The organism is Phenylobacterium sp. (genome assembly GCF_022402485.1).
In the GTDB taxonomy this organism is placed as follows: Bacteria; Pseudomonadota; Alphaproteobacteria; order Caulobacterales; family Caulobacteraceae; genus Phenylobacterium.
Genome location: NZ_JAKRSA010000023.1, coordinates 141,972 through 163,021, shown reverse-complemented (window position 1 = coordinate 163,021; position 21,050 = coordinate 141,972). Strand labels below are relative to the sequence as shown.

The 21,050-nt window shown below is 65.0% G+C and carries 17 protein-coding genes; 12 read left to right on the top strand and 5 right to left on the bottom strand.

The window, feature by feature from the left end:
* The first annotated feature begins 67 nt into the window (after window positions 1-67).
* Window positions 68-1,588: a pilus assembly protein gene (locus tag MH112_RS08885; RefSeq protein WP_296566676.1), complete on the top strand. Its 1,521-nt coding sequence runs from the start codon at window positions 68-70 to the stop codon at window positions 1,586-1,588.
* 62 nt (window positions 1,589-1,650) lie between these two features.
* Here MH112_RS08885 and MH112_RS08880 read toward each other — a convergent pair whose 3' ends face one another.
* A complete protein-coding gene (locus MH112_RS08880) occupies window positions 1,651-4,128 on the bottom strand; it encodes an ATP-binding protein (RefSeq protein ID WP_296566673.1) in 2,478 nt (825 codons plus the stop codon).
* An 85-nt stretch (window positions 4,129-4,213) separates the two neighbouring features.
* Window positions 4,214-5,149: a 2-oxoglutarate and iron-dependent oxygenase domain-containing protein gene (locus MH112_RS08875; protein WP_296566672.1), complete on the bottom strand. Its 936-nt coding sequence runs from the start codon at window positions 5,147-5,149 to the stop codon at window positions 4,214-4,216.
* A 114-nt stretch (window positions 5,150-5,263) separates the two neighbouring features.
* On the opposite strand from MH112_RS08875, the gene MH112_RS08870 reads away from it, so the two are divergent.
* From MH112_RS08870 to msrA, 4 genes are all read left to right on the top strand, one after another.
* Window positions 5,264-5,938, top strand: coding sequence for an OmpA family protein (locus tag MH112_RS08870; protein WP_296566670.1), 675 nt, complete (start codon window positions 5,264-5,266; stop codon window positions 5,936-5,938).
* A gap of 104 nt (window positions 5,939-6,042) precedes the next feature.
* Complete coding sequence (locus MH112_RS08865) at window positions 6,043-6,774, top strand: CoA transferase subunit A (RefSeq protein ID WP_296566667.1); 732 nt, start codon at window positions 6,043-6,045, stop codon at window positions 6,772-6,774.
* Window positions 6,774-7,418 (top strand): 3-oxoacid CoA-transferase subunit B, encoded by a 645-nt coding sequence (locus MH112_RS08860; protein ID WP_296566663.1) that lies wholly within the window; start codon window positions 6,774-6,776, stop codon window positions 7,416-7,418. The genes MH112_RS08865 and MH112_RS08860 overlap by 1 nt, the downstream gene beginning before the upstream one ends.
* 75 nt (window positions 7,419-7,493) lie before the next feature.
* Window positions 7,494-8,096, top strand: coding sequence for a peptide-methionine (S)-S-oxide reductase MsrA (gene msrA / locus MH112_RS08855; protein ID WP_296566660.1), 603 nt, complete (start codon window positions 7,494-7,496; stop codon window positions 8,094-8,096).
* On the opposite strand, the gene MH112_RS08850 is transcribed toward msrA, so the two are convergent.
* The gene (locus MH112_RS08850) at window positions 8,071-9,633 is read right to left on the bottom strand and encodes a glycosyltransferase family 39 protein (protein ID WP_365786728.1); all 1,563 of its coding nucleotides are present in this window, start codon (window positions 9,631-9,633) and stop codon (window positions 8,071-8,073) included. The genes msrA and MH112_RS08850 overlap by 26 nt on opposite strands.
* A 215-nt stretch (window positions 9,634-9,848) precedes the next feature.
* Here MH112_RS08850 and MH112_RS08845 point away from each other — a divergent pair, with 215 nt between their 5' ends.
* The 4 genes from MH112_RS08845 (at window position 9,849) to MH112_RS08830 (ending at window position 15,788) form a co-directional block, all read left to right on the top strand.
* Window positions 9,849-13,193, top strand: a complete 3,345-nt coding sequence (locus MH112_RS08845) for a TonB-dependent receptor (protein WP_296566658.1) — start codon at window positions 9,849-9,851, stop codon at window positions 13,191-13,193.
* Window positions 13,194-13,356: 163 nt separating this feature from the next.
* Window positions 13,357-14,361: an agmatine deiminase family protein gene (locus MH112_RS08840; protein ID WP_296566656.1), complete on the top strand. Its 1,005-nt coding sequence runs from the start codon at window positions 13,357-13,359 to the stop codon at window positions 14,359-14,361.
* Window positions 14,361-15,239, top strand: coding sequence for an N-carbamoylputrescine amidase (aguB, locus tag MH112_RS08835; protein ID WP_296566653.1), 879 nt, complete (start codon window positions 14,361-14,363; stop codon window positions 15,237-15,239). Before MH112_RS08840 ends, aguB begins: the two co-directional genes overlap by 1 nt.
* A gap of 18 nt (window positions 15,240-15,257) precedes the next feature.
* Window positions 15,258-15,788: a GNAT family N-acetyltransferase gene (locus tag MH112_RS08830; RefSeq protein ID WP_296566650.1), complete on the top strand. Its 531-nt coding sequence runs from the start codon at window positions 15,258-15,260 to the stop codon at window positions 15,786-15,788.
* A 10-nt stretch (window positions 15,789-15,798) separates the two neighbouring features.
* Here MH112_RS08830 and MH112_RS08825 read toward each other — a convergent pair whose 3' ends face one another.
* A complete protein-coding gene (locus MH112_RS08825) occupies window positions 15,799-16,686 on the bottom strand; it encodes a MaoC/PaaZ C-terminal domain-containing protein (protein WP_296566645.1) in 888 nt (295 codons plus the stop codon).
* A gap of 198 nt (window positions 16,687-16,884) precedes the next feature.
* On the opposite strand from MH112_RS08825, the gene MH112_RS08820 reads away from it, so the two are divergent.
* A complete protein-coding gene (locus tag MH112_RS08820; protein WP_296566642.1) occupies window positions 16,885-17,697 on the top strand; it encodes a SapC family protein in 813 nt (270 codons plus the stop codon).
* A 30-nt stretch (window positions 17,698-17,727) separates the two neighbouring features.
* Here the strand turns inward: MH112_RS08820 and MH112_RS08815 are convergent, their stop codons facing one another.
* On the bottom strand, window positions 17,728-18,120 hold the full coding sequence (locus MH112_RS08815) for an acyl dehydratase (RefSeq protein ID WP_296566639.1): 393 nt from the start codon (window positions 18,118-18,120) through the stop codon (window positions 17,728-17,730).
* 146 nt (window positions 18,121-18,266) lie between these two features.
* Between MH112_RS08815 and MH112_RS08810 the strand changes: the two genes are divergently transcribed.
* The gene (locus tag MH112_RS08810; protein ID WP_296566636.1) at window positions 18,267-20,375 is read left to right on the top strand and encodes a protein-disulfide reductase DsbD domain-containing protein; all 2,109 of its coding nucleotides are present in this window, start codon (window positions 18,267-18,269) and stop codon (window positions 20,373-20,375) included.
* A gap of 50 nt (window positions 20,376-20,425) precedes the next feature.
* Window positions 20,426-21,046 carry a thioredoxin family protein gene (locus MH112_RS08805; RefSeq protein ID WP_296566634.1) on the top strand — a complete coding sequence of 207 codons (621 nt, stop codon included), beginning with the start codon at window positions 20,426-20,428 and terminating at the stop codon, window positions 21,044-21,046.
* Window positions 21,047-21,050 lie beyond the last annotated feature (4 nt).

Below are 21,050 nucleotides of genomic sequence, written 5' to 3'. Positions count from 1 at the left end.
CCATAGTCCCCGTCTGATTGTGAACTTCAAGCGGGGCGCAGACGTGCGAACCTCTATCCTCAAGGGCATGATCGCCCGTCTGAGAACAGGCGCCCGCGATGAGAGCGGTGCCGCCGCGATCATTTTCGCCATGGCCCTGGTTCTGCTGGCCCCGCTGACCCTGGGGGTCTTCGATGTCTATATCGGGGCCAACCAGCGCCAGAAGCTCCAGGACGCCCTGGACGCTGCGACCCTGTTTGCCGCCCGGTCCTCGGCCCAGACCCAGGAGGATATCAATGAGGTTGGGCAAAGGGCGCTGCTGGCCAATCTGACCAGCTATCCCGGCGCAAGCCTGGTTAGTTCAAGCTTTGTGCTCGATGGCCCAAAGGTGGTGGCCTCGGCTGAAATGAAGCCCATGGCGGTGGCCACCGGTTTCTTCCAGCACGCCAATGTCAAGGCCGGGGCCGAGGCCCTGCGGGCCATGGACCGATTGGAAGTCGCCCTGGTGCTGGACAACACCGGCTCCATGAGTGGAACCAAGCTCAGCACGCTCAAGACGGCGGCCAAAGATCTGGTGGACAAGCTGGAGTCTGCGGGCAAGCGCAGCACAGCCAAGGACCCCATACAGATTTCCCTGGTGCCGTTTTCCAGCACGGTGCGCGTCGCCGAGAACGTCAGCGTTACAAACTACAACACCACCACCCGCACGGGCCCAGGCATCCCCAGCTGGCTCGATAGCCGAGCCCTCGGGCACAATGCCGCTGGTGTCGATATCTTCACCACCGCCAATACTGACCGGTTCGCCGTCCTCAAGTCGATGAAAAACAATCAGGTCTGGGGGGGGTGTGTCGAAAGTCGACGCCAGCCCTTTGACGTCCAGGATACGGCACCATACTCGGCGAACAACGACAGCTTCTTTGTGCCTTATTTTGCGCCAGACGAGCCTGACAATACCTGGAATCCGAACAATTATTTGAACGATGGTGTTTCAGGAAATGCCTGGGTACGCCAGGGCAATGTCGCCAAGTACAACAACGCGACGCCCAATGGTGGCGGGCCAAACAATGGCTGTAATCTTGAACCGATCATGCCGCTCACGACCAACATGAGCAATCTGAAGAGCGCTATCGACTCGATGAATGCAAATGGAACAACTAACATTGCTATGGGATTGGTCTGGGGCTGGCACACGATATCACCGAATGCGCCTCTTGCTAACGGCGTTGCGTATGGAACGAAAAATCACCGCAAGATCATCATCTTGATGACTGATGGTGATAACGTTGATAACGCCCTAAGCAATCATAACATGTCGTATTACAGTGGTTTGGGTTATATCTGGCAGGGCTTGCTGGGAATTACCTCGGGCAATGGTACGGCACGCAGAAATGTTATGAATGATCGTCTCTCGCTTCTTTGTGAGAACATCAAAGATAAGGAAATTGTTCTCTACACGGTGCGCGTTGAGGTCAAGACAGGATCCAGCAGTTTGCTGAGAAACTGCGCCACAGATCCTGACAAATTTTATGACGTGCAGAACGTCTCACAACTGGGTGCAGCCTTCGACGCCATCGCTGGCTCGATCGACAACCTGAGACTGACCAAATAGTGCGAAGGCCTGCGGGACTGGGGTGGCCGATCGGTCACCCCAGACCTGCGGCAAGCCGCAGATCAGCGGGCCCCGGTGGACTTCAGGGCGGGTTTGACAGAGGTCGCCGTGGTCTGAGCCGCAGCCCAGACGTCCTCTACCGCAGACAGCAGGCGCTCGGCGGTAACCGGCTTAGTCACATGACCATCAGCGCCAGCGACGGCAGAGGCCAGCCCGTGTTCGGGCATGGCGTTTGCCGTCAGCGTGTAGATCGGCGTACGGCGCAAGTCGCTGGCCTGCTCACGCCGCCGGATTTCTCCAATGGCAGTCAGGCCGTCCATGACGGGCATCTGCATATCCATCAACACCAGGTCAAAGGCTCCGGTCTCCCAGGCTGACACGGCCTGGGCGCCGTCCTCGACGCAGGTCAGCGCAACGCCGGCCGCCCCCAGGATCAGTTCAACCACACGACGGTTGGTGGGATGATCCTCGGCCAGCAGCACCTTCATGCCGGTGAGTGGGGAAAGGTGTTCGGTCGTCTCGGCCTCAACTTGCCAAACCTCTACCGCCCCGCTGCTGCGGGGCAGGTCGAGTTCGAGGATGAAGTCCGAGCCCTCACCGTGACGTGACTCTGCCGAGAGCCTGCCGCCCATGGCTTCGGCCAGGGAGCGGGAGATGGCCAGACCCAGGCCCGTGCCCCCGAACCGTCGGGTAATGGAGCCGTCGGCCTGTTCAAAGCGGCTGAACAAGCGCTGGCGGGTCTCTTCGTCAAAGCCAATGCCTGTGTCAGACACCTTGAAGATCAGCCGCGAACGCGTCTCATCGCGCGCGCCCATCACGTCCAGGCAAACCTTGCCCTGGCTGGTGAACTTGACGGCGTTGCCCAGCAGATTGGCCAGGATCTGGCGCAGCCTTGCGGCGTCGCCCTGGTAGGTGCCTAGGGCGTCTGGGTGAATTCTGACCTGAAAGCCTAGACCCTTGGCTTCGGCGCTAGGTCGGAACAGGGCTGCGCAAGCCGCCACCGAGGCGCTCAGATCAAAGGGCTCGGGTCGAAGTTCCAGGCGACCCGCTTCAATCCGGGCCAGGTCCAGTATGTCTGAAAGCAGCGCCTCCAGGGTCTGGGCCGAGGTCTCGATCAGGCCCACCATCTCGGCCTGACGGTCGGTCAGGTCGGTGCGGGCCAGGGCCCCGGCCACCCCCATGACACCGTTCAGAGGTGTCCTGATCTCATGACTCATATTGGCCAGGAATTCGCTCTTGGCGCGGTTGGCGGCCTCGGCGGCCTCCTTGGCCTTCAGCAGCTCGAACTCGTTATGCTTCTGACTGTCGATGTCTCGAATGACGCCCACAACCCGCGCGATCTGGCCCGACTCATCCTTGAAGGCCCGGGCCGCCGAACTGGCCCAACGGGACTGGCCACCATCGGGCGGCACCAGCCGATAGGTCTCATGGAATGGCTCATCGTGTCGCAGATGGCGGTCCCAGGCGGCCATCAAGCGAGGGCGGTCGCTCTCATGCACCGCCTTCCAGATGCCAAGCTCTACGTCCTTAAAGGTCGCGCCCTTGTGCAAGCCCTGGGCGCCGGCCGCCGTCAGGACACTGCGCCCGTAGTCCATCTCCCACATCTGCAGGTCGCCGATTTCCAGGGCGAACTTGAGTCGGTCTTCTGAACGGCGGGCCTCTTCCAGTGCGCGGACCGAGTCGGTGATGTCCACCGACATGATCAACAGGCCGCCGACGGCGCCCAAGCCGTCCCGCCAGGGGGTGATCTCCACCCGCAGCCAGCGTTGCTCACCGTCGAGGTTTGTCACCGCCACCTGCTCATGGTGGGTCGTATGGCCCTGCAGGCAGTGGTTATAGACCTCGCGCCACTGCACCGTCCGCGGGTGCACGTCATAGAGAATCTTGCCCTGGGGCTCGCTCACGCCCCGATCGCTGCGCCACCTGGGGCTGGCCTGGATGATCCGCATGTCGGCATCAGTCAGGCAGATGGCCACCGGGGCGGTTTCCACAAAGGCCGCCATGAGGGTACGGGCAGCCTGAGTCTGCAGGTGGGCCTGGGCGAGGTCGTTGAGTGCCTGGCGGCGACCGCACTCGCCGGCTGCCATGGCCGCAAGGTCCCTCAGACAGTCTGCCAGATCAGCGTCGAACGCTCGAACCTCTGGGCCGGCAACCACCACAGCACCCAGAACTGAGCCATCCTGAAGGGTGATCGGTGCGCCAGCAAAGAACCGCACATGCGGATCAGCCACCACATAGGGATGATCGAGGAAGCGGGGGTCTTCCCGGACATCGCAGACCCACTGAACGTCCTGGCTTTGGGCGACCTGGGCGGCGAACGACTGACCCGTCGGGATGCGCCTGGAAAAGCCGTCATCGGCGCTGGCGTGCCAGGTGAGGTCGCCGTTGATGAGGATCACGTCACCCAGACCGCCGTTCACCAGGGCCCGGGTGAGCCGGGCGATCCGCTCAAAGGGGGCTTTCAGGGCTAGGAGGTCCAGGGCCCCCATCGCCGCCATACGATGAACACCTGCCTCGATGGCGGCTGGGAAGTCGACCATGACCCTAAGCGTCTGCCCTCTGGTGGAAGGGAAGACTCGCCCAGGTTAAGTTAAATTTTGGCGCCCTACAAAAATCACCGTTCGGCTAAAGCAGTTTTATCTCGCGCAGGCGCTGCTGGAGATAGCCGTCAGCTGTGATCGGTTCAGGGTAGCGATCAGGTTGGGTCGCATCGACACAGCTGGGCAGGGTGCGGATCTCATAGTCCGGATTGAAGTGCAGGAAGAAGGGCGTCGAATAGCGGGCGACGCCACGCCGCTCTGGCGTTGGGTTGACCACCCGATGCGTGGTGGACGGCAGGCGGTGGTTCGTCAGCCGCTGCAGCATGTCGCCGATGTTGCAGACCAGGGAGCCGGCCGGCGGGTTGATGGCCAGCCAGCTGCCATCCCGACGCAGCACCTCAAGCCCGGCCTCTTCGGCCCCCAGCAGCAGGGTGATGACGTTGATATCTTCATGGGCTGCGGCCCGGATGTGGGGGCCCTCTCCTGCAGTTGGCGGGTAGTGGAGCAGCCGGAGCACGGAATTGCCCTGGTCGACGGTGGGGGTGAAGAACGACCGGTCCAGCCCCAGATAGACCGCCAGAGCCTCCAGGACCTTCAAACCCATGGTGTCGAGGGCGCCGTAGAGCCAGGTGACCTCGTTCTGGAACGCCGGAACCTCGGCGGGCCACACATTGGGCGGCATCACAGCCCCGTAAGGATGGCCCGGGGGCAGATCCCGGCCCATGTGCCAAAACTCCTTCAGATCGTGGTGGGTTTCCCCCTTGGCGGTCTCAACGCCAAACGGGGTGTAGCCCCTTTGCCCCCCTTGGCCGGCCACATAGGCACCCTTGGTGGCCTCCGGCAGGGCGAAGAACGCCTTGGTGGCGGCCAGCGCCCCCTCGATCCGGTCCTGGGCCAGGGGGTGATCGGCGATCACGGCGAATCCATAGCGCGTGAAAGAGTCCCCCAGGGCCTGGGCGAACCCCTCAAAGTCGGACTCATAGGCGTCAAATGAGACGGGATTGATCGATTCTGCTGACACAATGGAGCTCGTGGGGTCGGATGAGGTCGCCGTGACGGACTTAAATCCGCCATAACGGAACTTCGTAAGAGGGCCTAGCGTTGCTGTAGACATAACCACTCTTGGAGAGACCTCATGCGTCTTCTGACCGCAGCCTCAGTGGGGCTCCTCGGCGCCTTCGCCCTGGCCGCCTGCACCACCACCGATCCCTATACGGGCCAGCAGGTCCGCAACAACACCGGCACGGGTGCCCTGGCCGGGGCCCTGGGCGGGGCGGCGCTCGGCTACCTTACCAACACCAACAAGAGCTCCGAAGGCCGTAAGAACGCCCTGATCGGTGCCGGCGTCGGTGCCCTGGCGGGCGCTGCGGCCGGCAATTACATGGACCGCCAGCAGGCCGAGCTCCGCCAGCAGATGGCCGGCACGGGCGTCGATGTGATCCGCCAGGGTGACAACATCATCCTGAACATGCCCAGCGACGTGACCTTTGCGGTCGATCAGTCTGACATCCAGCCGCGATTCTATACCGTGCTCGACGACGTGGCCCGGACCCTGAACGCCTATCCCCAGACCCTGGTGGACGTGGTGGGTCATGCCGATTCCACCGGTGCCGACGCCTATAATCAGGCCCTCTCGGAGCGCCGGGCCGGGTCGGTGGCGGGCTACCTCGTCAATCGCGGCCGGCTCAATCCGGACCGCATCTATGTGGAGGGCCGCGGCGAGAGCCAGCCCCGCGCCACCAATGCGACCCCTGAGGGCCGCGCCCAGAACCGCCGGGTGGAGATCATCCTGCGTCCCCTGACCAACTGATGGCGTCTTAGCCCCAGCGAACGGCTCCCTGGGCGATGGCCCTGGGGAGCCGTTTTGCTGTCAGGAGGTTCCCAAATGCTGCGCTGCGGCGTAAAGGGATGGCTATGGCAAACAAGGTTCGCAAAGACGCCGCCGAGGCCCTGGACGGTCTCCTGTTCGACGGCATGACCATCATGGCCGGGGGCTTTGGCCTCTGCGGCATTCCTGAGAATCTGATCGCAGCGATCCGCGCCCATGGGGTGAAGGACCTGACGGTGATCTCCAACAACTGCGGGATCGATGGCTTCGGCCTCGGGGTCCTGCTGGAGAACCGGCAGATCAAGAAGATGATCAGCTCCTATGTGGGGGAGAACAAGCTGTTCGAGCAGCTCTATCTCTCCGGGGAGCTGGAGCTGGAGTTCAACCCGCAGGGCACGCTGGCTGAGCGTATCCGGGCAGGCGGCGCGGGCATTCCGGCCTTCTTCACCAAGACGGGCGTCGGGACCCTGGTGGCCGAGGGCAAGGAGGTCCGCGAGTTTGACGGCGAGCTCTATGTCATGGAGCGCGGCCTGACCGCCGATCTCTCGATCATCAAGGCCGATGTGGGCGACACCGCCGGCAATCTGGTGTTCCGCAAGACCGCGCGAAACTTCAATCCCATGATGGCCACAGCCGGGACGCGGACCGTTGTCGAGGTCGAGCGCCTGATGGTGCCAGGCGACCTGGATAAGGACCACATCCATACGCCGGGCATTTATGTGGATGCCATTTTCCAGGGGGCGGTCTTTGAAAAGCGCATCGAGCGGGTGACCACCCAGCCTCGCGTGGCCCAACCCGCCGCCGGGGAGACCGTCTGATGGCCTGGACCCGAGACGAAATGGCCGCCCGGGCCGCCCGCGAACTCCAGGACGGCTTCTATGTGAACCTGGGGATTGGCATTCCGACCCTGGTGGCCAACTACATCCCCGAAGGCGTCGAGGTGACCCTGCAGAGCGAGAACGGCATGCTGGGCATGGGCCCCTTTCCCTATGAGGGGGAGGAGGACGCTGACCTCATCAATGCCGGCAAGCAGACCATCACGGAGCTGGATTCCTCGTCCTATTTTTCGTCGGCCGATAGCTTCGCCATGATCCGCGGCGGTCACATCGACCTGTCGATCCTGGGCGCCATGCAGGTGGCGGCCAATGGGGATCTGGCCAACTGGATGGTGCCGGGAAAGATGGTCAAGGGCATGGGCGGGGCCATGGACCTGGTGGCTGGCGTCAAGCGCGTGGTCATCGTCATGGAGCACACCGAGAAGTCCGGCGCGCCCAAGCTGGTCAAGGCCTGCAACCTGCCCCTGACCGGCCAGGGTGTTGTGGACCTGGTGATCACCGATCTGGGCGTTTTCGAGGTGGATCGTGGGCGCTCGCCCCTGCGGCTGGTGCAGCTGGCCGATAGCGTGAGCCTCGACGAGGCCCGCGCCAAGACCGAAGCATCCTTTGAGGTCGCTCTGGCGTAACCCTTTCAGCTGGCGGTGACGAAGGAGAGGGGTAAGGCCCGCTCATCCGACCCGGCAGCTCTGCAAAGGATGCCCATGAAAACCTCGACCCTGGCCGCCATGGTGCTGGCTCCGCTGGCCCTGCTCACCGCCGCTGCCGCGCCGGCAGAGGCCCCTGCGCCCGCCAAGGCCGGCCAGGCCTCAGCGGTGTTCGCCGGCGGCTGCTTCTGGTCGGTTGAGCATGAACTGGAGCAGATCCCCGGGGTGGTGGATGTGGTGGTCGGCTATGCGGGCGGTGCGCGTTCCAACCCCACCTACCGCAGTCATGCCGGTCACCTGGAGGCGGTCCACGTCACCTATGATCGCACCAAGCTCAGCTATGAGCAGCTGGTGACGGGCTTTTTCCGGCGTATCGATCCCACAGATCCCAATGGTCAGATCTGCGACCAGGGCCCGTCCTATCGCACGGCGGTCTTCTATGCCTCGGGGCCTGAGCAGGATACCGCCCAGAAGGTCAAGACCCAGGTGGCCCGGACCCTGGGCCAGCCCGTGGCCACAGAGATCCGCCCAGCCGCCCGGTTCTGGATGGGGGAGGCCTATCATCAGGACTTCGCCGAAAAGAACCCCGGGCGCTATCAGGCCTACAAGGTCGGCTGCGGACGCGAGCGGGCGCTCAGGGCCGTATGGGCAGGCCGGTGACCGGGTCCCGGGGCTGAGGCGCGAAGCCTTCGCCCATGAACATCTCCGCCCGCCGGCTCCGCTCCCGGTCGAGCCAGACATTGACGATCTCGACCTCGCCGACCTTGTGGAAGTCAGCCTTCATCTCGGCGGTGAAATCAGGCTCAAGGCTTATGGCCAGCACGCGGTCGCCGTCGGCGGCGGTCAAGGCGGCCTCGGTCTCGGCCTGGTTCTGCGGCGTCGCGGTCCGCGCCCACATGCGCAGGGGCGCGGCGTCGGCGCGGGCGAAATAGTCCCGACCATAATAGGCCGCCGCATTGAACAGAAACCGGTCATCCACCGCGATGGCGGTGACTCGCAGATCATGCATGGCGCGGTTGGTCAGGGCTTCGGTCATCTGGGACCAGCCCTTGGCCCGCTTGAAGCTGTTGGCCATGCCAGCCCGCTCGGCCAGGTCTGGGGAGATCACAAAAGACAGGAACAGGGCCGCCAACACACCTTGGGTTCCGAGTGCCGCGATCAACCAGCCCTTGGCGCGCCAGCGCAACAGCCAGGCGGTGACCAGGATGACGCCCGCCACATAGCCTGCGGCCGTCCAGTTGGCGTTGGCCCGGCTCAGCAGGGCCTGCAGGGTCACGATCACAAAGGGCGGCAGGGCAAAGCACAGCAGCAGCAGGTCTGGTCCCGTCAGACGTCGACGCCAGATCATCAGGGCTGCGCCACCGATCAGCACCGCGAACGGAATGGGGCCAAACACCCCGAACTGAGATCCCACAAAATCCAGCAGCTCCCCAGGGTGGAACAGGTCGCTGGCGCTCCAGTTGGCATTGGCCGCCGTATGCTGGACCGTCGAGAACCCATGCAGGGCGTTCCAGACCAGATTGGGTGCCATCACGGCGAGCGCCGAGGCAAGCGCTGCGGCGATGACCGCCGGCCGCCATGGCGCGCGCGCTTCCCGGTCCAGAATCAGGTGCAGGCCCACCCCGACCAGGGCGTAGATGGCGGCATATTTCGACAGGAAGGCGAGGCCCAGGAGGGCACCCGCGCCGGCCGCCACACGCCACTGCCGCGGGGCATCGGTACCCGGCAGCTGGACATACAGCGCCAGGGACCAGACCAGGGCCGCCATCAGCGGCGCGTCCGTGGCCACCACCGCTGACGACAGCTGCACGCCGGGGGTCAGGTGATAGAGCGCGCAGGCCGCCAGGGCGACCTCCACCCCATAAAGTCGGCGGGCGAGAACAAACACCCCGAGCGCGGTCGCGGCCTGAAATAGCGGCGCCGAGAGCCTGACGAGGGGCTCGCCGTCGCCGGCCAATGTGGTCGCCCAGATGGCCCAGGCCACCATGGGCGGTTTCGAATAATAGCCAAAGTCCAGGGTGCGGGACCAAAGCCAGTACTGAGCCTCGTCGGGATAGAGCTCCAGAGGCGTGACAAAGATCGTCGCCAGCCGCACGGCCGTCAGGGCCACAGTGATCCACAGGGCCATACGCCAGGCTGCGCTAGCGGGATCGCTAAGCCGATGGGCGGACGGATTGGAGGGCGACAGGCTGGACAAGGGCGGCTCCCGAACGGTGCGGACCGTTGCTCGCAGGCGAGGCGCTGTAAAGGCCTAGGTGCCTCTCGGTGTGGCGCCGTGACAACAGTTTGGCGGCGTCATAAATCCATCACCTACAAGTGCCTCACTTGGCTGTATAGAGCGCCAGACTCGGGTTGTGTGCGTGCTCGCCTGCCCCGGGGCTGGATCGAGAGGGGATTCTCACAATGACGTCAATGAAGCGCCTCGCTGGCGGGGCTGCGCTCACTGCGCTCGTCTGCGCCATGGGCAGCGCGGTCTACGCGCAGGAAACCACGTCGGCCATCCGCGGCCAGGTGTTTACGGAAGCTGGAGCCCCCGTGGGCAATGCCAGCGTCACGGTGGTGCATACGCCCTCCAACACCCGGTCGGTGACCGGTACCAACGCCCAGGGCGTGTTCGACAGCCGCGGTCTGCGGGTCGGCGGCCCTTACACCATCACGGTCAGCGCCCCCGGCTTCGGCGAGCGCACCCAAGAAAACGTGTTCCTGACCCTCGGTGAGACCACCCGCCTGAGCTTCGACCTCTTCTCGCAGGTGGCTGAGCTGGTCGTGACCGCCGCTCCTGGCGAGGACAGCACCGGCGTCCGCCGCGTGCTCGACGAGACCGCGATCGAAAGCGTCGTCTCGGTCACCCGCGATATCCGCGACCTGGCGCGCCGCAGCGCCCTGGTTACCCAGAACACCCGCGGTGACGGCGGCATCTCCATCGCCGGCTCCAACCCGCGGAACAACCGCATCACCATCGACGGTGCCCAGGCCCAGGACGACTTCGGCCTGAACACCGGCGGCACTCCTACCCGTCGGGGCCCCATCTCCCTGGACGCGGTGGAGCAGTTCACCGTCGACGCGGTCCCGGTGGACGTGGAAAACGGCGACTTCTCCGGCGGCGCCCTGGACGTGGTGCTGAAGTCCGGCGAAAACGACTTCAGCGGCAGCGTGTTCCTCAACTATCTGAACGACGGCATGGTCGGCCGCTCGATCCGCGGCAACAACATCGGTTCGCAGGTCTCCCAGACCAACTGGGGTGCCTTCCTGTCGGGCCCGATTTGGCAGGACCGCCTGTTCTTCGCCGCGTCCTATGAGATCTACGAGACCAGCGACCTGACCTCCACCGGTCCCGAGGGCGCTGGCTTTGCCAACTCTGTCCGTGGTGTGAACCAGGCCCAGATCGACCAGGTCACCGGGATCTTCAACAGCAACTATGCCAGCAAGTTTGACGTCGGTACGATCGCCCGCACCAAGCCGGTCCTGGATGAGAAGTACTCGTTCAAGATCGACGCCAACCTGACCGATCAGCATCGTCTGGCCCTGACGGCGCGCTATGCGCTCTCCGAGCTGGTCCAGCGGACCAACATCACCACCTCTTCGGCCGGCCTGGACTCCCAGTGGTACCTCACCGGGGAAGAGGACTATTCCTACACCGGTGAGTTGAATTCAGACTGGACCGACACCTTCTCGACCCAGCTGCGGGTGACCCTGCGCGACTATGAGCGTCGCCAGCTGCCGCCGTCGGGCCAGGAATTCTCCCACGTTCAGGTCTGCCTGGCCCCCACCAGCGGTGGCTCGGTTACCGGCTGTGACCTGGCCGGCCAGGCGAACCCGTCGCTGCTGCAGTTTGGTCCTGACCAATTCCGTCACGCCAATGAACTGGCGACCGACAACCTGACCATCCAGTTCAAGGGCGAATGGGCTCTGGGTGATCACCTGCTGAAGTTTGGTGCGTCAAGCCAAAGGCAGGATGTCGCTAACCTGTTCCTGCCGACCCAGGACGGGATCTACTACTTCGACTCGATCGCCGATTTCGCCGCCGGTCGCGCCAACCGTCTGGGCTATACCGATGCCATTCGTGGTCTGACGGTGGCCGACGTAACGGCTGACCTCACTTACCGACTGAACTCGGTGTTCCTGCAGGACACCTATGACATCAACCCGGACCTGACGGTCTCGGCGGGCATTCGCTACGACTGGTACACCAACGACGATCCGCCGCCCTTGAATACCAATTTCCTGGCGAGAAACGGTTTCTCCAACCAGAAAAGCTATGACGGCCTCAGCGTGATGATGCCGCGCTTCTCGGTGGACTGGCGCGCTTCGGATCGTCTCAAGGTGCGGGTCGGTGGCGGCCTGTTCTCCGGCGGCGTGCCCGACGTTTTGGCCTCCAACTCCTATGGCGGCGGCGCGGGCTTCCTGACCTCCGGCGTGGTGTTTGAGCGAAATGCCGACGGCACTTTCCGCGAAACCACCGGTGCCCCGGGCTTCACCCAGGCGATCGGGGCCTCGGCCCTGAATGTGAGCCGGACGGATGCCCGGACCTTCTATGACATCCCGGCCGATGTCCGGGCCTTCCAGGGCGGCGCCAGCGCATCGCCGACCACCGAGGTCGGGGCTTTTGCACCGGGCTTCAAGTTCCCTTCGGAATGGAAGCTGTTCCTCAACGCCCAGTATGAACTGTGGGATGGCTGGAACCTTGGCCTTGATGTGGTCACCACCCAGGTCCGCGACGGGCTCTATCTCCGCGACACCCGTTCGGCCCCGCTAGTGGTCAACGGTGTGACCCAGCGCACGCCTGATGGCCGCCTGCGCTATGACGGCATCGGTGGGTCTGCGGCCCAACGCGCCGCCGCCGGCATCACCTCGCAGAACCTGGGTTCAGCCCGGGATCTGGTGGCCTACAACACCAACAAGGGGCGTGGTCTGGTTGCGGCGGTCTCCCTGCAGAAGACCTTCGACTTTGGCCTCGACGTGACGGGCAGCTACACCTACCAGGACATTGACGACTTCTCGTCCTCGTTCCGGTTCAGCTCGACCCAGAGCTCAATGTACCAGACTCCGGTGGGCCAGGACCCTGAACAGCCGGCCTACGGCTCCTCTTATGAGGAGATCGAGCACAGCTTCAAGTTCCAGGCGAGCTATGCCCGATCCTTCCTGTGGGATCTGGAAACCCGCGCGACCCTGTTTGCCGAAAAGCGCTCGGGTCGCGGCACCACCTTCACCATGAGCGATGCGACCGGCGGCCGTAGCCCGGTGTTCGGGGTCAACCGCGGCTCTACGCACCTCCTCTATGTGCCGGACATGTCCGGAAATGGCGGCGCCAGCGGCCTTGATTATGGTCTGGTTCGCTTTGCCGACACCTCGACGCGGGATAACTTCATCCGCGCCGTGCAGCAGTTCGGCCTGCCGCAGAACCAGATCGTTCCCAAGGGCTACTTCCAGAACGACGACATCCACATCGTCGACCTGCAGCTCAGCCAGGAGCTGCCGTCCTACTTCGCCGGCCATAAGTTCCGCGTCGTTCTGGACATGCAGAACGTGCTGAACATGCTGAACGACGAGTGGGGCATCGTTGAAGAGTATACCGACGTGAACTCCCTGGTGCGGGTCAACTGCGCCAATGCGGCGGGCACTGCGGTGGCCACAGGTGATCCCTCCTGCGCCCGGTATCGCTACTCCAGCTTCAGCGCCGATGGCCTGCGTGAGAACATCGACAACAACGGCAAGTCGGTCTGGGCCATCCAGGTCGGCCTGCGCTACGAGTTCTGATCTGACGTTCGATCAGACTGAGATTGGGGGGCGGCTTTCGGGCCGCCCCCTTTTTCGTGGGCGTCAGGGCGCGCAAGGCGACGCTTGACCTTGAGGCTGGCTGCGCCCATCTGCGCCGGTTCTGTCTGGGCGGGCGTCGGGCGCCTGCATGAAGGGATCTGGAATGAGCCTCGTTGTTCCCGCCGAATGGGCGCCTCATCGGGCTATGTGGCTGGGCTTTCCCAGCCACGGGGAACTGTGGGGCGACGATCTGGCTCAGGCCCAGACGGAGGTGGCAGACCTGGCCCGCGCCCTGGCTGGGCCTGGCGCCGAGCAGGTGCGCCTGATGACCGGGTCGCCGGCGGGGGAGGCCGACGCAAGGCGCCTGTTGGACGGTGTGGCCGGGATCGAGATCGTGGCCGGCGCCTTTGGCGACATCTGGCTGCGGGATACCGGCCCGATTTTCGCCCGCGAGGGCGAGGGCTTCAGCGCCCGGGGCTTTGGCTTCAACGGCTGGGGCGGCAAGTACGTCTATCCCCATGACGAGACGGTCGCCGGTCAGATCGCCGCCCATGCGGGCCTGCCCTTGGCTGCCAACGGCTTCATCCTGGAAGGCGGCGCCCTGGACCATGATGGCTTTGGTACGGTGCTCACCACCGGCCAGTGCCTTTTGAACCCCAACCGTAACCCCGGCTGGAGCGCCGAGGCCGCCGAGGCTGCCCTTTCTGAGGCGCTGGGCGTCCGCAAGACCCTGTGGCTGGGGGACGGCCTGCAGAACGACCACACCGACGGCCATGTGGATAACCTGGCCCGCTTCGTGGCGCCTGGCGTGGTGGTCTGTCCGGTCGCCTATGGCCGCGGCGACCCCAATATGGACGCCTATGACGACGCCGCCCGCCGGCTGTCTGGTATGGCGGATGCTCGGGGTGAGCGGCTGAAAGTGGTGCGAATTCCCTCGCCCGGCTGGATCGAGAACGCCGAGGGCGACTATGTGCCGGCCTCGCACATGAACTTCATCATCGCCAATGGGGCGGTGATTGTGCCCACCTATGCGCAGCGCCCCGGCGAGATGGCCATGGAGGCCCTCAAGACCGTGTTTCCAGGGCGCGAAGTCATCGGCCTGCCGTCGACCGCCATCCTCACCGGCGGCGGTTCCTTCCACTGCATCACCCAGCAGGAGCCCGCCTGATGGCCCGCATCATCAAGGTTGCCGCCATCCAGACCGCCTATGGTCTGGACCTCGCCGCCAACATCAAGAAGACCGCCGACTTCATCCGCGAGGCTGCCAGCCAGGGTGCCCAGGTGATCCTGCCGTCCGAGCTGTTCCAGGGCCCCTATTTCTGCGTCACCCAGGAGGAGCGCTGGTTCTCCTCCGCCCATCCCTGGCGCGAGCACCCTTGCGTCACCGCCCTTGCGCCCCTGGCGGCCGAGCTTGGCGTCGTCCTGCCGATCTCGATCTACGAGCGGGAAGGGCCGCACTATTTCAACAGCGTGGTGATGATCGACGCCGACGGTTCCCCCATGGGTGTCTATCGCAAGAGCCACATCCCCGACGGGCCGGGCTATCAGGAGAAGTACTATTTCCGCCCCGGGGATACGGGTTTCCGGGTCTGGGACACCCGGTTTGGCAAGGTCGGCGTCGGCATCTGCTGGGATCAGTGGTACCCGGAGGCCGCCCGCGCCATGGCCCTGATGGGCGCCGAGGTGCTGTTCTATCCCACCGCCATCGGCTCTGAGCCCCATGATGAGACCCTGGACACCGCCGCCCCCTGGCGGCGTGCCATGCAGGGGCATGCGGTCTCCAACGTGATCCCGGTGGTGGGGGCCAACCGCATCGGCTTCGAGCCCTGGGAGAATTACCCCGGCGGTGGCCAGCGGTTCTATGGCGCGTCGTTCATCGCCGACCATCGCGGGGATCTGGTGGCTGAGTTTGGGGCCGACGAAGAAGGCGTGCTGAGCGCCGCGTTCGATCTCGACTTCCTCACCACCCACCGGGCGGCCTGGGGCTTCTTCCGCGACCGCCGTACCGACCTCTATGGAGCCCTGAGCAGTCCGCGCCCGGCCTGAATGCTGTAGGCTTGCGCCATGATCGAAACCGAGCGGCTGATCCTGCGTCTATGGCGGGAAGAAGATCTTGACCCGCTTGCGGACATGTCCGCCGACCCTGAGGTCATGCAGTGGCTGGGGGGCGTGCTCACGCGGGACGGCGCTTTGGCCTTTATGGACCGCGCCCAAGACGCCTTTGCGCAACTGGGCATGGGAAGGTGGGCCATCGAACGGCGGTCGGACGGCGCCTTTCTCGGCGCCTGCGGCCTGATGCCCTCCCATCCAGCGGTCCCGCTGCCACCCTTTATCGATCTGGGTTGGCGGCTAGCGCGAGCGGCCTGGGGCCACGGCTATGCGACGGAGGCGGCCCGCGCGGTCATGCGAGATGGCCTTGCGCGCCTGGAGCTGGCGGAGATCACCGCCAAGACCGCGAAGATCAACCTGCGCTCCCGCGCAGTGATGGAGCGGCTGGCCATGGTTCGGGACGCGGCCAGCGACTTCGAGGAACCGGTGTACGGGGAAGACGACCCGATGCGCCCGACGGTGGTCTACCGGGCGTATCGGGCCTAGCGTTTGACTCTTACCGAAGGACGGCGAGGCCGTTCTTGATCACCGTGGCGTTGCGGGCCTGAACCCGGGCCTCGAAGCTGATCTCCTTGCCGTCTTTCCAGATGTCCACCGTGATGGTGTCGCCGGGGAAGACAGGCGCAGAGAAGCGGGCCTCGTGGCTCTTGATCTGGTCGGGATCAAAATCTGTTACCGCCTGCAGGATGGCGCGGCAGGTGATGCCATAGGTGCACAGGCCATGCAGGATCGGTCGCGGGAAGCCCGAGCGCTTGGCCGAGTCCGGATCGGAGTGCAGCGGGTTGCGGTCACCGTTCAGCCGGTAGAGCAGGGCCTGGTCCTCGCGGGTGGTGAAGTCCACCGACATGTCCGGCGCCCGGTCCGGGGCCTTGTGGGGCTCAGGGGCACCTTCGGTGGGGCCGCCAAAGCCGCCGTCGCCGCGGGCGAAGGTGGACGAGGTCAGGGTGGCGACCTTTTCGCCCTTTTCGTCGGTCCAGACCGATTCGTTGATGATGACGGCGCCCTTGTCCTTGCCCTTGTCATAGGCGGCGACCGTGCGGCCCTCGACGGTGAAGGTCCCCTTGGACGGCAGGGGCTTGTGCAGCTCCACCTTCTGTTCGCCGTGCACGACCATCAGGAAGTTGATCTGGCTGGGACGGTGGCCTTCCGGCATCGCGGGGGCGGGACCGGCATTGGCCAGGGCGCGGGCGCCGGCGGCCAGAACGGTGGCGGCGGTGGGGATGACCTTCAGATTCTTCTCATAGACGAAGGCCAGCTCCGTCTCGTTCATGGGGTCCTGGCCCATGCCGACGCCCAGGGCGTAGAGCATCACGTCCTTGTCGCCATAGGTGAAGGTGCGCGGACCCGTACGCTGATCGAGAATGTCGGGATAAAAGATAGGCATGTTGAAATGTTCCTCCGGAGCCCGTTCTTGGACGGGGCTGCTCATCTATGGGACTGATTGAACCGGCACAGCGGCCACAAGGCAAGCGTCCCTCCAGGGGTTTGCCGCCCTTGCCATGATCGGTTAGAAGCGCCCGACCGCTCCGTGCGTGGGTCCTCACCGGCCCCGGCTGGGCCCCTGAATCCTCGAAGGTTACCAATGACCGAGACGACCCCATCGGCCGCGGGCCAACTGACCGGCACTGTCCTGTATTACAACCGGCCCGAGCCGCTGAACCCGACCATGCACAAAGGTATGGGCGTCAAGCGCATCGACGGCCCCTTCAGCTTTGCGGCCAAGCACAATCTGGTGCCCCTGACGGCCTCTGAGTTCCAGCTGGGCGTGCTCAATGGCCCGATCATCTTCGTGGGCGAGGAAAAGACCCCCCTGCAGGTGATGGGTCTGAATCACGACGAAAACCTCTTCGTCCTGCCCACCGGCGTGTTCGATGCAGGCGTCTATGTCCCGGCCTATGTGCGCCGTTATCCGTTCGTGTTCGCCAATGACCCCAAGGCCGGTCAATCGATCCTCTGCGTGGACCGTTCGGCGGCTTTCTTCGCCGAAAGCGATCCCGAGCTGGCCTTCTTCGATGAAAAGGGCGAGCCCACCGAGTACACCCAGAACTGCATGAAGTTCTGCAATGACTACGAGATCGAGCGGCAGAAGACCCAGAGCTTCGTTCAGCTGCTCAAGGCGCTCGACCTGTTCGAGGCCAAGGAGTCCTACTACACGCCGAACAATGAAGACGGCACGCAAGGCGAGCCGCTCAAGCTGGCAGACTATTTCGGTGTTTCAGAGGATCGCCTGCGTGAACTGCCGGCCGACAAGTTCATGGACCTCCGCCAGTCGGGCGCCCTGAACCTGATCTATGCCCACCTGATGTCGCTGGCCCAGTGGGACCGTCTGGTCGCTCTGTCGATGAACCGCCAGATGCAGCTGCAGAATCAGGCCCCGCAGGCCGCCAACAGCTGATGATTGCGTCTCCCCGGTAGGCGCCTGCGCCTACCGGGCGAAGATGCTGCGGGTCAGGCAGGAAAACACCAGCCGGCCAGCCTCATCGAGCAGGTCATGCTGGGCGATGACGATGCCCTTGCCCTCGCCCACGGGATCCTTGCCCATGATGGTCATGCGAGCCCGCAGCAGCTCGCCGGGCGGCGGATTGCGCACCCAGCGCAGGGCATCGACCCCCAGGCGCTTGGTCTGAGGCCAGCCTGTGGCAGCCTGTCCGTCCAGCCGGGCCCAGATGGCGAACACCATGGCGTCAGGCGCCCCACGATCTGTGGTCCATCCCGGTGTAAAGGCTGTGATGAAGGCCTCCAGGGCCCGGGCGTCCACGGCAGCCGCCCCCAGGGCGACCACCTGTCCGATTTCGATGTCGTCGAAAGACCCCGGCATTGTCGCCCCTCTGCTGTCTCTCAATGTAACCACCGCCGTCTGCGCCGCGTAAAGCGCAAGGCGACCCACGCCGCGAATCAGATGTTTGCGGGGCAGGTCCATCTGGCCCCATATAGGGACGCCCCCAAACAGGTTCGGACGCCCCTATGACGCCTCGCCTTGCTGGCCTCGTGCTCGCCTTGATGGCCCTGACGGCCCCGCTTGCCCAGGCCGCGGTGGACACCGGTCATCTCCAAGCTGAACTGGTTGCCCAGACCTCGGCCATCGCCCCGGGCCAGACCGTTCAGGTTGCCCTGCGTCAGGAGATCGACAAGGGCTGGCACACCTATTGGCGCAATCCTGGGGACTCTGGCGAGGCGACCAAGATCACCTGGACCCTGCCCCCGGGTTGGACCGTCGGCGACTTTGTCTGGCAGGCCCCTCAGCCCTATCCGGTCGGGCCCTTGGTGAACTACGGCTATTCCGGCGAAGTGCTGCTGCCCATGGCGCTCACCGCCCCGGCCGGTGCCCCGGTGGGGCAGTCGGTGACCCTCCAGGCTCGGGCTGATTTTCTGGTCTGCGAGGACATCTGCATTCCCGAAAGCGCTGAGCTTGAGCTGGTTCTCCCGGTTCAAGCCCAAGCCGCCGAGGCCGCCGGCCGATGGGCTGCCCCCATCGCCCGCGCCCTGGATGCGGCCCCCAAGCGGGCTGACCTGACCGCGCGTTTTGAGAACGGCGACCAGGGCCTAAAGCTGGCGGTCACTGGTGCGGCCCTGGCGGGTCTGGACCTGGCCGGCAGCTACTTCTTTCCCTTTGATGGGGCCGTGATCGATCATGCCGCCCCCCAGTCGATCGAGCGGGGCCCACAGGGCCTGACCCTTGGCCTGACCGCCAGCTACGCCTTTCAAGGGCCAGAGCCGCCCGAGGTCCTGGTCGGTGTGTTGAAGGCCGGGGACGCCTTTTATGAGATCGAGGCGACGGTGGGATCCTTGCCAGTCGAAGCCGCTGGTCTTGGCCCCCCCGCCCCTCGCAGCAGTGGAGGCAGTGGCCTTGGCCTGCCTGTCGCCCTGGTGTTTGCCGCCCTTGGCGGGCTGATCCTCAACCTGATGCCCTGCGTCTTCCCAATCCTGGCCATGAAGGCCGCCAGTCTGGCTGGCCACGCCCATGAGGTCAGGGGTGCCCGCCGACAGGGTCTGGCCTTTCTGGCGGGCGTGCTGGCCACCTTCCTGGCCCTGGCCGGCGTTCTGATCCTCGCCCAGGCGGCCGGCGCTGCGGTGGGCTGGGGCTTCCAGCTTCAGTCTCCGCCGGTGGTGGCCGCCCTATGCCTGCTCATGCTGGCGGTGGCCCTCAACCTCTCAGGGGTGTTTGAAGTCGGAGCCTCGCTGCAGGGGGTTGGGTCAGGTCTCGCCACGCGGGGTGGGCTGAGCGGGGCCTTCTTTACGGGTGTCCTGGCGGTGGTCGTTGCCGCCCCTTGCACAGCGCCATTAATGGCACCGGCTCTGGGCTGGGCCCTGACCCAGACGCCTGCTGCGGCCCTGCTGGTCTTTGCCGCGCTTGGCCTCGGCTTTGCCGCGCCTTTTGTGGCGCTGGCCTTCGCGCCCAAGCTTCTGGCCCGTCTGCCCCGTCCCGGACCCTGGATGACTCATCTCCGCCGGGTGCTGGCCTTTCCGATGTATGGTGCTGCAGCCTGGCTGCTCTGGGTGTTGACCCTGCAGGCTGGCCCCACGGGCATGGCGCGGCTTTTGGCGGCGGCCATTGTGCTGGCGCTGGCAGCCTGGCTCTTTGGCCTCTCGCAATCTCGGTCGGGGGGGATTGGCCTGCGGGCCAGCGCAGCCGTGCTTGCGGGGCTGGCGCTGATCGCCACGGTCTTTCCGACCTATCCTGCGGCCCTGCCCACGGGCGCTGAGCCGTCGGGGCTGGTCGCCGAACTGCCCTACGAGCCCTACAGCGCAGAACGGCTGGCGCAATTGCAGGCGCAGGGCCTGCCCGTCTTCGTCAATTTCACAGCCGCCTGGTGCGTCACCTGCCAGGTCAATGAGCAGGTCGCCCTGGCGCGTCAGGGGGTAGCTGACACCCTGGCCGCCACAGGCACGGTCTATCTGAAGGCCGACTGGACCCGGAAGGACGATGTGATTGCCGCCGAACTGGCGCGCCACGGCCGCGCCGGCGTGCCCCTCTATCTCGTCTATGACGCCAAGGGGTCGGCACCGGTCATACTGCCGCAAATTCTCACCGAGGGCGCTGTGGTCCGCGCCCTGGAGGCCGCCGCCGGCTGACATCAGCTTCGCAGGTCACAATGCCACAATCCCCGCAGGAGACGCCCATAATGCCATTCGCCCCTCACCGCCGCCTGGCCTTGGCTGGCCTGGCCGCTGTCGCCGCCCTGGTCGCTGCCCCGGCCCAGGCCAATCCGACCCTGGGCAAGCCTGCCCCGGCCTTCAGCGTGGTGGATTCCACCGGCAAGACCCGGACCCTCTCGGAGTTCCGCGGCAAAACCGTGGTTCTGGAGTGGACCAATGAGGGCTGCCCCTATGTGCAAAAGCACTATGACGGCGGGGCCATGCAGGATCTGCAGAAGCGCGCCGCCCGGGACGGGGTCATCTGGCTGAGCATCATCTCTTCGGCACCGGGCAAGCAGGGCTACAAGACGCCTGCAGAGGCCAATGCCTGGAGGACCCGCACCGGGGCTGCGCCCGCCGCCATCCTGATCGATCCCAAGGGCCAGGTGGGCCGTGCCTATGGCGCCAAGACCACCCCGCACATGTACATCGTCAATCCTGCGGGGACCCTCGTCTATATGGGCGGCATCGACGACAAGAACAGCGCCGACCCCGCCACCCTGGCCGGGGCGAAGAACTTCGTGGTCGCCGCCCTGGCGGACATGAAGGCCGGGCGGAGCGTGGCCCAGCCGGTGTCGCCCCCCTATGGCTGCAGCGTGAAGTACTGAGGGA

Bases quoted from the DNA above. Each gene is read 5' to 3' on its own strand.
- MH112_RS08860 (WP_296566663.1), top strand. From the start codon at position 6,774: ATGGCCTGGACCCGAGACGAAATGGCCGCCCGGGCCGCCCGCGAACTC.
- MH112_RS08830 (WP_296566650.1), top strand. From the start codon at position 15,258: ATGATCGAAACCGAGCGGCTGATCCTGCGTCTATGGCGGGAAGAAGAT.
- msrA (WP_296566660.1), top strand. From the start codon at position 7,494: ATGAAAACCTCGACCCTGGCCGCCATGGTGCTGGCTCCGCTGGCCCTG.
- MH112_RS08815 (WP_296566639.1), bottom strand. From the start codon at position 18,120: ATGCCGGGGTCTTTCGACGACATCGAAATCGGACAGGTGGTCGCCCTG.
- aguB (WP_296566653.1), top strand. From the start codon at position 14,361: ATGGCCCGCATCATCAAGGTTGCCGCCATCCAGACCGCCTATGGTCTG.
- MH112_RS08880 (WP_296566673.1), bottom strand. From the start codon at position 4,128: ATGGTCGACTTCCCAGCCGCCATCGAGGCAGGTGTTCATCGTATGGCG.
- MH112_RS08845 (WP_296566658.1), top strand. From the start codon at position 9,849: ATGAAGCGCCTCGCTGGCGGGGCTGCGCTCACTGCGCTCGTCTGCGCC.
- MH112_RS08885 (WP_296566676.1), top strand. From the start codon at position 68: ATGATCGCCCGTCTGAGAACAGGCGCCCGCGATGAGAGCGGTGCCGCC.
- MH112_RS08805 (WP_296566634.1), top strand. From the start codon at position 20,426: ATGCCATTCGCCCCTCACCGCCGCCTGGCCTTGGCTGGCCTGGCCGCT.
- MH112_RS08870 (WP_296566670.1), top strand. From the start codon at position 5,264: ATGCGTCTTCTGACCGCAGCCTCAGTGGGGCTCCTCGGCGCCTTCGCC.
- MH112_RS08825 (WP_296566645.1), bottom strand. From the start codon at position 16,686: ATGCCTATCTTTTATCCCGACATTCTCGATCAGCGTACGGGTCCGCGC.
- MH112_RS08810 (WP_296566636.1), top strand. From the start codon at position 18,267: ATGACGCCTCGCCTTGCTGGCCTCGTGCTCGCCTTGATGGCCCTGACG.
- MH112_RS08840 (WP_296566656.1), top strand. From the start codon at position 13,357: ATGAGCCTCGTTGTTCCCGCCGAATGGGCGCCTCATCGGGCTATGTGG.
- MH112_RS08820 (WP_296566642.1), top strand. From the start codon at position 16,885: ATGACCGAGACGACCCCATCGGCCGCGGGCCAACTGACCGGCACTGTC.
- MH112_RS08865 (WP_296566667.1), top strand. From the start codon at position 6,043: ATGGCAAACAAGGTTCGCAAAGACGCCGCCGAGGCCCTGGACGGTCTC.